Origin of the sequence: Xanthomonas sp. 3058 (assembly GCF_014199765.1) — a bacterium.
Lineage (GTDB): Bacteria > Pseudomonadota > Gammaproteobacteria > Xanthomonadales > Xanthomonadaceae > Xanthomonas > Xanthomonas campestris_B.
Map to the genome: position 1 here is coordinate 16,248 of NZ_JACHOF010000011.1, position 12,702 is coordinate 28,949.

Annotated in this window: 10 protein-coding genes; 4 read left to right on the forward strand and 6 right to left on the reverse strand. The window is 64.8% G+C overall.

Going from position 1 to position 12,702, the window contains the following annotated elements; translation table 11 throughout:
• Nucleotides 1-368: 368 nt before the first annotated feature.
• Nucleotides 369-1,283 (reverse strand): LysR family transcriptional regulator, encoded by a 915-nt coding sequence (locus tag GGR61_RS14065; protein WP_184622106.1) that lies wholly within the window; start codon nucleotides 1,281-1,283, stop codon nucleotides 369-371.
• A 100-nt stretch (nucleotides 1,284-1,383) separates the two neighbouring features.
• On the opposite strand from GGR61_RS14065, the gene GGR61_RS14070 reads away from it, so the two are divergent.
• Nucleotides 1,384-2,595: an MFS transporter gene (locus tag GGR61_RS14070; protein WP_184622108.1), complete on the forward strand. Its 1,212-nt coding sequence runs from the start codon at nucleotides 1,384-1,386 to the stop codon at nucleotides 2,593-2,595.
• Nucleotides 2,596-2,757: 162 nt separating this feature from the next.
• Nucleotides 2,758-3,789 carry an aldo/keto reductase gene (locus tag GGR61_RS14075; RefSeq protein WP_184622109.1) on the forward strand — a complete coding sequence of 344 codons (1,032 nt, stop codon included), beginning with the start codon at nucleotides 2,758-2,760 and terminating at the stop codon, nucleotides 3,787-3,789.
• A 70-nt stretch (nucleotides 3,790-3,859) separates the two neighbouring features.
• Here GGR61_RS14075 and GGR61_RS14080 read toward each other — a convergent pair whose 3' ends face one another.
• The 5 genes from GGR61_RS14080 to GGR61_RS14100 all read right to left on the reverse strand — a co-directional run bounded on the left by GGR61_RS14080 (nucleotide 3,860) and on the right by GGR61_RS14100 (nucleotide 11,691).
• Nucleotides 3,860-4,447: a hypothetical protein gene (locus GGR61_RS14080; RefSeq protein WP_184622111.1), complete on the reverse strand. Its 588-nt coding sequence runs from the start codon at nucleotides 4,445-4,447 to the stop codon at nucleotides 3,860-3,862.
• Between the two features lies 1 nt (nucleotide 4,448).
• Nucleotides 4,449-6,233: a S8 family serine peptidase gene (locus tag GGR61_RS14085; RefSeq protein ID WP_260287938.1), complete on the reverse strand. Its 1,785-nt coding sequence runs from the start codon at nucleotides 6,231-6,233 to the stop codon at nucleotides 4,449-4,451.
• A gap of 134 nt (nucleotides 6,234-6,367) precedes the next feature.
• Entirely contained in the window at nucleotides 6,368-6,979 is a 612-nt protein-coding gene (locus tag GGR61_RS14090; protein WP_184406673.1) for a hypothetical protein, read from the reverse strand.
• A gap of 1 nt (nucleotide 6,980) precedes the next feature.
• Complete coding sequence (locus GGR61_RS14095; protein WP_184406674.1) at nucleotides 6,981-8,756, reverse strand: S8 family serine peptidase; 1,776 nt, start codon at nucleotides 8,754-8,756, stop codon at nucleotides 6,981-6,983.
• An 868-nt stretch (nucleotides 8,757-9,624) separates the two neighbouring features.
• Nucleotides 9,625-11,691, reverse strand: a complete 2,067-nt coding sequence (locus GGR61_RS14100; RefSeq protein WP_184622113.1) for a TonB-dependent receptor — start codon at nucleotides 11,689-11,691, stop codon at nucleotides 9,625-9,627.
• A gap of 157 nt (nucleotides 11,692-11,848) precedes the next feature.
• Here GGR61_RS14100 and GGR61_RS14105 point away from each other — a divergent pair, with 157 nt between their 5' ends.
• Entirely contained in the window at nucleotides 11,849-12,265 is a 417-nt protein-coding gene (locus GGR61_RS14105) for a MerC domain-containing protein (protein ID WP_184406676.1), read from the forward strand.
• 225 nt (nucleotides 12,266-12,490) lie between these two features.
• On the forward strand, nucleotides 12,491-12,673 hold the full coding sequence (locus tag GGR61_RS14110) for a 30S ribosomal protein THX (protein ID WP_184406677.1): 183 nt from the start codon (nucleotides 12,491-12,493) through the stop codon (nucleotides 12,671-12,673).
• Nucleotides 12,674-12,702: the final 29 nt, after the last annotated feature.

A 12,702-nucleotide genomic window follows, 5' to 3' on the forward strand; every position in this document is an offset into this window, starting at 1 on the left:
CCGCCACCATCGCGGGACACGCTGCAAGGACGTCCTTGTAAGCGCTTACGCGGCATCCATGCCGCGTAAGGTCCCGCGACGCTGGGCAGGCAAGGACCAGTGGAGAGTGTCGGTGCGCATGGCTTTCAAAAAAACAGCCATGAAACTGTCTGGCGCGGTGTCCTCGCCGCTTGCGGGACCGTGTGGCGGCATGGATGCCGCCACCGAGCCTCCAGGGATGGATTCACGGCGTGTCCCGCGAGCGGTGAGGGCACCGCGCATTCGACCCACTCAGTGTTTGATCTGGACTTCTGACGGCATCCACCAAGATACGACCGACAAAACCACTGCACTCACTGACAGGCGCTCGCCAGGTTTTGTTGGCCGCTCTAAGCGTCCAATTCCCACGGCGGCACCTCGCCCAGGCGTTCCAGCAAGAACTCCACAAATGCCCGCACGCGCGGCGGTTGCAGTCGGCGTGCCGGCATCACCGCGCTGATCTGCGAGGTGGGCGGGGGGTAGTCGGGCATGACTTCGACCAGCCGACCACTGCGCAGTTCCTCGGCGATATGCCAGTACGAATGCAGCGCGATGCCTTGGCCGGCGACCACTGCATCGCGCACCAGTTCGCCGAAGTTGCTTTCGAAGCGGCTTTGCATGCGCACGCGCACCAGGCCACCGTCCGGGGCTTGCAATGTCCACACATCCTGGCGGCCATCGCGGCCCATCAGCAGTACGCCAGCATGCCGGGCCAGGTCGTCCGGCGTGCGTGGAGTGCCGTGACGCTGCAGATAGTCGGGTGAGGCGGCGAGGGTGCGGCGGTTGTCGGCGATACGCCGCGCCACCAGCCCGGAGTCGTCCAGCGGGCCGATGCGGATCGCCAGGTCGAAGCCCTGTTTGACCAGGTCCACCAGGTCGTCGCTCAGATGCGCGCTGATGCGCACACGCGGATGGCGGGCCTGGAATTCGGGCAACAACGGCGAGACGTATTGCCGCCCGAACGAGGCCGACAGGGTCATGCGCAAGATGCCGCCGACGTCGTGCGCGCTTTCGCGCAGGTCGTCGGTCAATGCCTCCAGGTCTTCCACCAGCACCCGGCCGCGCTCGGCCAGTTGCTGGCCTTCGGCGGTCGGGTGCAGCCGACGCGTGGTCCGGTGCAGCAGGCGCACGCCCAGATCGCGTTCCAGCCGCTGCAGGCGCTGACTGGCGACCGCTACCGAAAGGTCCAGGCTGCGCGCACCGGCAGTGATCGAGCCCAGATCGAGCACGCGCAGGAACAAGGCGATATCGCCGAGGCGGTCCATGCGATTCTCAATGATTGATTGATAGTGAATCAGGATAGCAGGGGTTTTTGCGTAAGACGTCGCGGCGCAGCCTGTGCGCAGTTTCCCCTGGTCCACGCCCATGTCTGCTTCCGCACGTGTTTCCCGCTTTCCTCCGGCGTTGCTGGCGCTGACCATCGGTGCCTTCGGCATCGGCACCACCGAGTTCGTCATCATGGGGCTGCTGCAGCAGGTGGCCACCGATCTGGGGGTGTCGCTCAGTGCCGCCGGCCTGCTGATCAGCGGCTATGCGCTGGGGGTGTTCGTCGGTGCGCCGGTGCTGACGCTGGCCACTGCGCGGCTGCCGCGCAAGGCCGTGCTGGTCGGCTTGATGGCGATCTTCACCCTGGGCAATGTGGCCTGCGCGCTGGCATCGGGCTACACCAGCCTGATGGTCGCGCGTGTGCTGACCTCACTCGCCCACGGCACCTTCTTCGGCGTGGGCGCAGTGGTGGCGACCTCGCTGGTCCCGGCCGAGCGCCGCGCTTCGGCGATTTCGCTGATGTTCGCCGGGCTGACCGTGGCGACTCTGCTGGGCGTGCCGGCCGGTGCGTGGCTGGGTCTGCAATTGGGCTGGCGGGCTACCTTCTGGGCGGTGGCGGTGATTGGCGTGTTCGCCACGGCGGCAGTCGCGCTGTGGGTACCGGCGAGCGCAGGCGCTGCCGCGCCGGTGTCATGGCGGCTGGAAGTGGCGGTGCTGGGGCGCGCGCAAGTGGTGTTGGCCCTGGCGATGACGGTGGTGGGCTACGCCGGCGTGTTCGCAGTGTTTACCTATATCCAGCCGTTGCTGGTGGATGTCACCGGGTTTGCGCAGGCGGCGGTGTCGCCGGTGTTGCTGGTCTTCGGGGTGGGCATGATCGTCGGCAATCTGCTCGGCGGCCGCCTGGCCGACCGGCGTCCCACTGCCGCCTTGCTGGGCAGCCTGGCGGCGTTGGTGGTGGTGCTCGCTGCGATGGGCGTTGTGTTGCATCACAAGACTGCGATGGTGGTGTGCGTCGGATTGTTGGGCGTGGCCGCCTTCGCCACCGTGGCGCCGTTGCAATTGCGCGTACTCGAGTATGCGCGCGGGGCCGGCCAGAACCTGGCCTCCAGCCTCAATATCGCCGCGTTCAATCTGGGCAATGCCCTGGGCGCCTGGCTGGGCGGTGTGGTGATCGCCACGCGCGCCGGCCTGGTGGCCACACCATGGGTTGCCGCACTGCTGACCGTCGTCGGTCTGGGCATCGCGCTGTGGAGTGTGCATCTGCATCGTCGTGGTGCCGTCGCGCCGGGCGTGTGCGTGCAGCCCGGTTGATTCGCGGCCTCACGCGTGGCGTGTGCAGTTACCGCAGGCGCTCACCAGATCTGCGCGATCGGTGCAGGTCTTCGGCGAGCGGGTGTTTGCGCTTGGCGTCGCGCACTGTCGGATTGACCGGCACTGCGCGCCCAGTTTCTTTCGGCTTCACGGAGTAGTGCGATGGATACACGTTTTCTCGGTCGTTCCGGCTTCAAAGTGCCGGTGCTCGGTTTGGGCGCCGGCACCTTCGGCGGCAAGGGGCCGCTGTTTTCCGCATGGGGCAATACCGATGTGGCGCAGGCACGGCGCATGATCGATCTTTGCCTGGAGGCGGGCCTCACGCTGTTCGATACCGCCGATGTGTATTCCGATGGCGCCTCTGAGGATGTGCTCGGCCAGGCGCTGCAGGGCCGCCGCGATCAGGTGATCCTGTCGACCAAGACCGGCTTGCGGCTCGGAGATGGACCCAACGACGCAGGTGCTTCGCGCTTCCGTTTACTGCGTGCAGTGGATGCGTCGTTGCGACGGCTGCGCACCGACTATATCGACCTGCTGCAGCTGCATGCCTTCGATGCGATGACGCCGATGGAAGAAACGCTATCCACGCTCGATGACCTGGTCCGCGCCGGCAAGGTGCGCTACCTGGGCGCATCCAACTACGCCGGCTGGCAGTTGATGAAGTCGCTGGCGGTGGCCGACGCACAGGGCTGGAGCCGCTTCGTCGCCAACCAGACCTATTACTCGCTGGCCGGGCGCGATTACGAGTGGGAACTGATGCCGCTGGGCATCGATCAGGGCGTGGGTGCGGTGGTGTGGAGCCCGTTGGGCTGGGGGCGGCTGACCGGCAAGGTGCGCCGGGGCGAACCGCTACCGGACAACAGCCGTCTGCATGCCACTGCGGCCGCCGGTCCGGCCATCAGCGACGAACGCCTGTTCGCGCTCGTCGATGTACTCGATGCGATTGCCGAAGAAACCGGCCGCAGCGTGCCGCAGATCGCGATCAACTGGCTGCTGCAACGGCCCACCGTGAGCACGGTGCTGATCGGCGCGCGCGATGAAACCCAGTTGCGCCAGAACCTGGGCGCAGTCGGTTGGTCGTTGACCGCCGAGCAACGCGCACGTCTGGATGCGGTGAGCGCGGTGGAGCCACCGTATCCGTATTACCCGTACTGGCGTGGACACTTCGCCGAACGTAGCCCGCTGCCGGTGTAACGCGGGCTGCGTCATTGCGCCGCGCTGCCCCCCCGATGGTGACAGCGTGGCGTGCATCACCGCAGCCGCATCACAACGGCCGTGCCGCGCGCGGAATCACGTCGGGCTTGATCGCTCCAACGCCCTCGCTGCCCTGCAATTGCGCACAGTTTTTCAGGGCAGTTGCCACCGAGTCGTAGCCGATCATCGCGCTGCCATCGATGGCCGATGCATAGACCAGCTTGCCGCCAGTGCGCGTTGCGAGCGCACGCGCGATGGCAGGGGTGGTGTCGAACAATTTAATCGAGGCGCCAAGCAGTGCCAGCTGGCCGCTACGCGTTTCCAGCGCTGCCGCGACAGTCGCCGGTTGTTCCGTGAGCGCTGCGGTGCGTGCGGCGCTCGCGCTGTCGAGATAGACGGCGTAGCGATCGAAGCGCGCTAACGGCGCATCCGCGCTGGTTTGCGTGCTTTGCAGCGACGCCGTGCGCCCAGCGGCGCGCGCCGTGTCGGCCACGCGGACCACCGCACCGGGAATCAGCCGGAAACTGGCACGACCCACTACAACCGTTTGCCCGGTCGCGGCAGCGCGCAGGCGTGCGCTATCGAACACTTGTGCCGAGGCGGGCGCGCAAACACTGGCTGCAACGACACCCAGCAGGGCGATCAGAGATGTCTTCATGTCAGTGGCCCACCACGCGCATTTCGAATTCCGTCAATTGTTCCTTGCCGTTGTCGGCAAGCATGTCGTCCACCTCAAGGGTCCAGCGTCCGGCCGAGGGTTCGTCCAGGAAGGCATTGCTCGACGTCAGGAACACCACCAAGCCTTCGTCGCTCTTGTCGAGCGTGGAAAACGGCGTCATCACGGTGCTGCGGGTGCCGCTGGGCGAGACCAGCACGGTGCGCAGGTTGCGAGGATCCTTGTGCGTGCCAGAGAAGTAGAGCTGCACGCTTTCCACCTTGAAGGACTGGCTGATGTCGATCGACAATCTTGCAGGTGACCCGGCACCGCCGATGGTGCTGCTTTTGCCGTCGTAGACCGTCCACTGGGTGTCTTTCATCGCCGGCAGCGAGGTGAAATGCACGGCGCGTTCCACTGCGGCGGCTCCGTCCACCAGGCCGAACCCATACCAGTTGCTGAAATGATGTCCGGCCGCGTTGGTGATCCAGCCTGGCTCGATCACGCTGCCGTTGTAGAACACCTTTGGCTGCTTGGGGTCGACCTGCACCGCAGTGGTCGCCAGGATGTATTTGACGTCGCGCAGGGTCAGCTGCGGGTTGGCACTCAGCATCAACGCCGCAACGCCTGCGACGGTAGGGGCCGAAGCCGAGGTGCCGTTCATCCGTGCGGTGTAGTTGCACGATGCATCGATCTTGGACTTGCTGCTGTCCAGCGCATTCTGCATTGCGCGCGTGCGGTCGCGATTGTTGCCGGCTTTGCAGCCGCTCAAATCGGTGGTGACGATCGCTGGCGAATAGAACGGCTGCGGGCTGGTTGCATTGAGCAGCCCGTACGACGCCTTGAAGGTCTCCGGATGTGGGTCGAACCTGCGTTGGAATCCAAATTCGCCGGAGAGCCCGGATACCCACAGTGCAGACCCGGGCGATGAGTAACTGGCGCGCACCCCGTTGGCGTTGACCGCACCGACTACGATCATGGTCGACAGGCTGTTGAAGTTGTCGATATTGGCCGTGCTGCAGGCAACGCCGAGCTGCCGGGTCTGGTCGCTGCAGCGATCGATCAGCTTGCCCTGTGCATCCACATCCAACAGCGTGGTGAAATCATTGCCCGCCGATTTGACGTATATGCCGCCCTTGCCGCCACGCTGGGCCTGCATCAGCCGTTCCAGCGAGCGTTGTTCGTCGGTGTCGCTGTATTGGTAGAACGCAGCCGAGACCCCGAAGCTGTTGTTGAAGACATCCATCACGCGGGCTTCGGGCCCATCGCCCCAGGAATAGCGGGTGTTGACGTACTGGGTGCTGCCATCGGTGGTGTCGCTGGCGTTGAAGCCGGCCAGTTTCGCTTCCGGTGCAACGCCGCGCCCGCCGATGCCGTTCCATCCCCGCGCAGCGATGATGCCTGCCACTGCGGTGCCATGATCGCCGTCGATGTCGCTCGCTGGCGGAGTGGGGTCGTTGGAACCGTTCAAGAAGTTGTGCGAACCGTTGCGCAGGATGTTGTCGACAAGATCCGGGTGCGCAATCTCCAGTCCGTTATCGACCACCGCCACGTTGACGCCTGCGCCGCGGATGCCCTGCGCGTGCAGGATATCCACATCCATGTCCACGCCGGGCAGCGGACGTTCGTCGCCGAACACCGGCTGGCCTTGGTTGAGTAGATGCCATTGGTAGCGGAACAGCGGATCGTCGCCTTGCGTTTTCTGCTTGACCGCGACGCCTACAGCGGGTTGCGCGGCTACCTTGTCCGAACTGGCCGCACCGGTACACAGGCACAGTGCCAGCAGCAGCGCAGACGACAGCGCGGAGCGCTGCGAGGAAAAAATCATCATGTCCCCTCATCAGAAGAAAAACTGCGGTGATGGCGCCGATGACAGCGCGCCAGAGACGACGGTCGCAGGTGTCTGCCTGCGGCCGTCGGGTGTCACATCGGCTGCCTGACTGACTGCATCACCACCAGCGATGCCTGCGTAATGCCGTTGCTGCCCTGCAGCTGGGTCGCAGCGCGTTGTGCCTGCTCGATCGAGTCGTAGGCGATCACCGCGCTGCCGTCCACCCGGGAGGCGTAGACGATGTTGCCGCCGGTCCTTCCGGCCAGCGCGGTTGCCGTGGCAGGCGTGGTGCCGGTCAGCTTCACCTGCGGCCTGACCAGCACGACCCGGTCGTTGCGCTCGTTCACCGCGGCAGCGAGCGTGCGTTCTGGCGTGGCGGTTTGACTGCGGGCCGCGCTGACAGGCGGGTCGAGCACCACCAGGAAGTTGCCGATGCGTGCGAGCACCTTGCCGCCCGGCGACGGCGTGGCAGACCCCGCACGCGCCACGCCGGAAGGCCCCGATCTCGGCTTGGCATCGACGGCGGATATCTTCTGCGTGATGACCGTGGCGGGCAACATGCGGAATGTCTCGGTCCCGGAGCGGAAGCGTGCGCCGGTGGCCGCCGCCGACAGGGTCTGCGGGTCGGCCGCTTGCGCTGCATGCGCAATGCCGCTCGCAGCGCTGCAGCCCAGCAACAGGGAAACAACAAGAGCGATCTTCATGTCAGTGCCCCACGATGCGAAGATTGAAGGTCTTGAGCGCGGCGGTCTTGCCGGGTTCGCTCATGTCGGTGACTTCCAGTGTCCAGATGCCGCGTGAGGTTTCGTCCAGAAAGGCATTGCTGGAGGTGAGATCGATATAGAAGCCGGTCTTGGCATAGGCCGCCGGGTCCAGGACCGAGAACGGCGTGGCCACCACGCTGCGGGTGCCGCTGGGCGAGACGAGTACCACGCGCAGATTGCTCGGTGTCAGATGCGCCGATCGCAGCGACAACTGCACCGCTTCTATCTTCATCGCCTGCTCGATGCGGATGCGCAACGTGCCTGGCCTTGCCGGCCCGCCGATCTGGCTGGGTGCATCGGTGGACGCGATCCATTGCGTATCGCGCATCGGCGGCAGCGGAGTGAAGTTGCCGGCCTTGTACACCGCTGCCGCGGCATCGGCCAGTCCGAAGCCGTACCAGTTGCTGAAGCGGTGTCCGGCCGCGTTGGTGATCCAGCCCGGGTCGATCACGCTGCCTTGATACGTCGCGCGCGGCTGGTAAGGATCGATCTGGCGTGCGGTGGTGGCCAGGATGTATTTGACATCGCGGGCGCTCAGGCCCGGGTTGGCACCCAATATCAGCGCCGCAACGCCGGAGACCGTTGGAGTCGCTGAGGAAGTGCCATTCATGAGCGCGGTGTAGTTGCACGACGCGTCGATCTTGGATGCACTGGTATCCAGTGCGTTGACGGGCAGGACACCGTCCAAATTTGCCCCGGCGCTGCAGCCGGTCAGGTCGGTGGTGACGATCGCCGGATCGTAGATGCCCGGCTCATCGAGACCAGGAAAAAACTTGCTCTGAAACCCGAATTCTCCGCCGATTCCCGAGACCCATAGCGCTGAGCCGCTGGAGGAGTAAGACGAGCGCACCCCTTTCGCATTGATGGCACCGACCACGATGATGCCGATGAGGTTGTTCGTTGGATCGGTGTTGGCCTGTGAGCAGCCGACATTCAACGCGCGCGTGGCGGCACCGCATATATCGACAGTGTTGCCCTTGTCGTCAGTGGTCAACACAGAATTGAAGCCGTTGCCTGCGGCCTTGACATAGATGCCGCCCAGGCCATTGCGGGTCGAGGCCATCAATGCTTCCCAGGAGCGCTGATCCTCTCTGGGCATGTCCACGTAGTTGTACGCAAGAGCACCCCAACTGTTGTTGAAGATATCGATGTTGCGCGCCTCCGGTCCGTCGCCCCATGCGTAGCGGATGTTTGCATCGGTGTCGGACGAATCGCGCGCGAGCAGATCGAATCCGGCCAGCAGTGCTTCCGGCGCGACGCCGCGTCCGCCCCGCCCGTTCCAGCCGACCGCCCCGATGATCCCAGCCACCGAGGTGCCATGGCCGTTGCCGGAGTCGATTGGAGTGGTGTCGTGCGAGCCATCGCCGAAGTTGTGCGAGCCGTTCGGCAAGACGTTGTCGGCCAGATCTTCGTGGCGCAGTTCCAGGCCGTCGTCCACGATGCCGACGCGTACGCCGTGGCCACGGATTTGCAAGGAATGCAGGATGTCCACGTCCATATCCACACCGGGTACCGGGCGGCTGTCGCTGATCACCGCCTGTCCTTGGTTGGAAAGATGCCATTGGTAGCGCAGCAGCGGATCGCCGGCCTTGTCCTTGGAAGCGGCGGTGGCGGTGGCAGAGGCCGCCGGTGTGGCGGCCCCTGCCGACAGTGGTGCCCCGGTGATCAGTAGGGTACCGATCAAGAGCGCGAGAGGGTGCCTGCGAAAACAGTTCATTCCGTTTGATTCCAGTCAGAGGATAGGCACGAGCGATACGACGCAGTCCCCACTTCCGGCCGATCAGGCGATCGGTCGGTGCAACTGCCTCAACACATTCGGGCCTTGCCTATCGAGCCGGAAGCAGAAGAGCCAGCAGGAGTTGAAAGTAGATCCGCGCGGCAGTGGCCGCGCGCATCACGTCCGCTCGAGCAACGCCGAAAACATGCCGTCGGTGCAAGGCGAGAGCGCACGCTGCGTGCAACAGAAAAAACGCGCAAAGCATGCAGTAGGGTCCATGTCTGTCCATTGCCAAAGAACCAGTGAAGCGCGTCTGCCCGAACCGCTGATGGATGCGAACGGGTCATCTGTCGGTTCCCCCCAAGTGCGCGTTCGCACAGCCGACGCTGGTAATGCCTGTCGATCGATGCTGCACCGATTAAAGATGGTGCAATCCGCGCTCGCAAGCCAAGCGTCGGGCGACACTCGCGTGACCTTTTGCACAGTTTCTGCATGGCATGCCGATCCACGCACGCGATGCGACGGTTTCGGCACAGGATTCGCCGCGATATGTTGCGATCCATTGAATGGCGATAGGCAGAACGCATCGTGGTGCGTTGACCTGCTTCGCATCCGGGGCGGCGCGCCACACCGACTGCGATGGTCGTGCGCAGGATGCGCAGTGATGCGATTGCCTGCCGAGGTGCCTTGTGAAAAGAGACCGACGAGGTCGTCTGCGCCAACATCCATGCATCTTGCGTCGTCCCGCTGCGTTCGCAGCGCCGCTAGGTGGTTCGTTGCCCTGCGCCGATGCCGGCAGGCCTGCCGCCAAAAATGACGAGGCCGCCCGAAGGCGGCCTCGCTTATGACGGCGGGAGAGAGAGCGCCGTCAGAAGAACATGCGCACGCCGAACGAGGCGCTGCGGCCGGGAAGCATCACATCGTCCTTGAGGAAGGAGGTGTGCACGCGTGCGTCCTGATTGGTCAGGTTGTTGCCGTCCAGGAACACTTCCCACGCATTGCTGCCGCGATCCACGTGGTAGGCCAGATGCGCATCGACGAACGTATAGCCGTCGGTGGCGGTTTCGTTCACTGCCACCTTGTCCTGCTTCATGGTGCGGGTGGCGCCGAGCGAGGCACGCCATGCATCTGCATTCCAGCGCATCTGCGCGCCGACGCGGCCCGGTGCGATGCGCGGCAGGTTGCCGCCCTCCTTCAGGCGCGCCCGCACGGTATCGCCGAACACGCGCAGATCCCAGGCGCCGGTGTCGTTGTTGGCCAGATGGAACGTGGCCTCGCCCTCGAAGCCATGGAAGACCGCATCGTTCTGCGTCCATTGACGGATCGGCAGGAAGTCGTTGTCTTCCTCGTTGAACCACTGGTTGCCGGTATCGACGATGTAGACGAAGTCGTTGTAGCGGTTGTAGTACGCCGCCACCTTGGCATCCACCCACTCGTTCTGGAAGTTCAGGCCCAGCTCGGCCTGGTTGGCCTTTTCGGTCTTCAGGTCGGCATCGCCGATCTCGAAGGCGAGGGTGGCGATGTGCGGGCCATTGGCGAACAGTTCTTCTTCGGCCGGCGCGCGTTCGGCGTGGTCGAGGTTGGCGGTCAAACGCCATTGTTCGTTGAAGCGGAAGCCGCTGCTGAGCGAGAAACTGGTGGGGGTGAAGTCGCGGTCCACGCCGATGTCGGTGGTGTACTTGACCTTGTCCACGCGCGCGCCGACTTCGGCAGTGACGCGGTCCCAGCTGTTGCGCGCAACGCCGAACACGCCGAGCGAGCGGGTGTCGGTCTTGGGCACGAAGGATTCTTCGCCCACTGCCTGGAAGGTGGTGTCGCTGCCCTGCAGGCCGAACGCGGTCTGCCAACCGCCGCCGAAGGTGAAGGAGGCTTCCACGCGGCCTTCGTTGGCGCGCTTGGTGAACACGGTGCCGACTTCCTCGCCTTCGAACTCGGTATGCGCGTAATCGGTGTGGCCCAAGCTGTAACGCAGCGCGCTACCCTCGCCCCACGGATCGGTGAGCCCGCCCTTGAGGTCGTAGCGGTCCTGCTGCAGCTTCAACGACACCCCGCGCTCGCCGATCGACAGGTCGCCCGGTTCGCCAGGATTGCCGTAGTTGTCGCGGAAACGCGAGGCCGACAGGCCGACGAAGCCCCAGTCGCCGGACAGCGAGGCGCCGACCGAGCCCACCTTGGAATCGATCCACGAGTTGGCTTGCGGGCCTTCCGGTGTGTCGTAGTTGTTCTGGTTGCGATACACGCCGTCTGCGTGGATCGACAGGCCGCTGCCATTGCCGGCATCGACGCGGAACATGTCGGTGTTGCCGTCCTTGTCGCCGCCATCGAAGCGCACTTCGGCGCGGCCGCTGAAGCCGTCCACCGGGGTTTCGGCGATGCGCCCGTCGACCACGTTGACCACGCCGCCGATCGCGCCGGAGCCGTAGAGCAATGTCGACGGACCCTTCAGCACTTCGATCTGGTTGGCCAGGAACGGTTCGATCGCCGGCGAGTGATCCTGGCTGACCGTGGACACGTCCTGGGTGGACAGGCCATCGCGCAGCACCGCCACGCGCGGGCCGTCCAGGCCGCGGATGATCGGCCGGCCAACGCCGGGGCCGAAATTGGAACTCTGTACGCCGGGCAGGCTGGACACGGTTTCGCCCAGGCTCTCGCTACGCACTTCGTCCAGACGTTCGCCGGCCAGCACTTCGACCGGGCGGCTCAACTCGCCGGCCGCATCGCGCAACGGGCTGGCGGTGACCACCACCTTGTCCAGGTCTTTCACGTGGCGACCGCTGGAATGGGTGGCGTCGTGACGCGTGTCCGAACTGGGCGGCGTCTGCGGGTCGGCAGCTGCCGGCGCGTCCTCGGCCATTGCCAGGGCAGGGGTCAGCAGACTGGTCAATGCCAGCGAGAGGGTGGTGCGGCGGAACGACGAAACGAGGCGAGAATGCATGGCGGGCCTGACTCTGTAATTGTTACTTTGTATCAATGATAAGGCGCAGTTCGCCTGCGCCGAGGACAAGACCTGCACTGCGCAACGCAGTGGCACAGGTCTGAAGTGAGGAATATGTTATATTATTCCACGTCGTTGTGAGCACCTGCTGGAAGTCATGCCTCTACCGTCCCTTCGTCACCTGCTCGATCGCTTCGGCGCGACCGGTTCGCTGCTGTGCGCCGTGCACTGCGCGGTATTGCCGCTGGTACTGGCCCTGGCCCCCTCGCTGGGCCTGTCGTTCTGGCTGGGCGACGGCGTGGAGCTGGCGATCGTGGTGTTCGTGACCTTGCTGGGCCTTTTCAGCCTGGTGCTGGGCTATCGCCGGCACAAGGCGTTGCATGCGCTGGCGCTGCTGCTGCCGGGTCTGGCGTTGCTGTGGGTTGGCCTGTTGTATGACCCGTTGCATCACTCGGTGGTGCCGCACGCAGTGGTGATGACACTGGGCGGGGCGCTGGTGGGTATCGCCCACCTGGTCAATCTGCGCTTGAACCACGGGCATGTGCACGTGCACGACGCCAACTGCGCGCACTAACCCCTCACCAGGCAAGCGCCTGCGTGGCGGTCAGCGCTGCCGGTCGTTCGCTGTTGCTGCACAAGGTTCGTACGCCCCCTACAGCGCTGCCGGGCTCGCCAAGCTGCGCTGGCCGGGGCCGACGTGATAGGCTTGCCGGCCTTGCGCGAGGGCGCCGCCGGCGTAAACCTCGCCAGACCCGTGCCAGCACGGGGATTTTGTATTCACATTCAGGAGTCGACGAACATGGGTAAGGGTGACCGCAAGACCGCCAAGGGCAAGCGCTACAATTCCAGCTACGGCAATTCGCGTTTGCACGCGGTGAGCAAGGTTGTCGTGGGTGCAGCTGCCCCGGTTGCCAAGAAGGGCGTGGTCAAGGCGCCGGCCAAGAAGGCCGTTGCCAAGAAGACCGTTGCCAAGGCCGGCTGATCCCAGCCCACTTCGCGACACCGAAACGC

Coding starts and splice junctions, on each gene's coding strand:
- GGR61_RS14080 (WP_184622111.1), bottom strand. CDS start 4,447: ATGAAGACATCTCTGATCGCCCTGCTGGGTGTCGTTGCAGCCAGTGTT.
- GGR61_RS14105 (WP_184406676.1), top strand. CDS start 11,849: ATGCCTCTACCGTCCCTTCGTCACCTGCTCGATCGCTTCGGCGCGACC.
- GGR61_RS14090 (WP_184406673.1), bottom strand. CDS start 6,979: ATGAAGATCGCTCTTGTTGTTTCCCTGTTGCTGGGCTGCAGCGCTGCG.
- GGR61_RS14070 (WP_184622108.1), top strand. CDS start 1,384: ATGTCTGCTTCCGCACGTGTTTCCCGCTTTCCTCCGGCGTTGCTGGCG.
- GGR61_RS14110 (WP_184406677.1), top strand. CDS start 12,491: ATGGGTAAGGGTGACCGCAAGACCGCCAAGGGCAAGCGCTACAATTCC.
- GGR61_RS14100 (WP_184622113.1), bottom strand. CDS start 11,691: ATGCATTCTCGCCTCGTTTCGTCGTTCCGCCGCACCACCCTCTCGCTG.
- GGR61_RS14095 (WP_184406674.1), bottom strand. CDS start 8,756: ATGAACTGTTTTCGCAGGCACCCTCTCGCGCTCTTGATCGGTACCCTA.
- GGR61_RS14075 (WP_184622109.1), top strand. CDS start 2,758: ATGGATACACGTTTTCTCGGTCGTTCCGGCTTCAAAGTGCCGGTGCTC.
- GGR61_RS14065 (WP_184622106.1), bottom strand. CDS start 1,283: ATGGACCGCCTCGGCGATATCGCCTTGTTCCTGCGCGTGCTCGATCTG.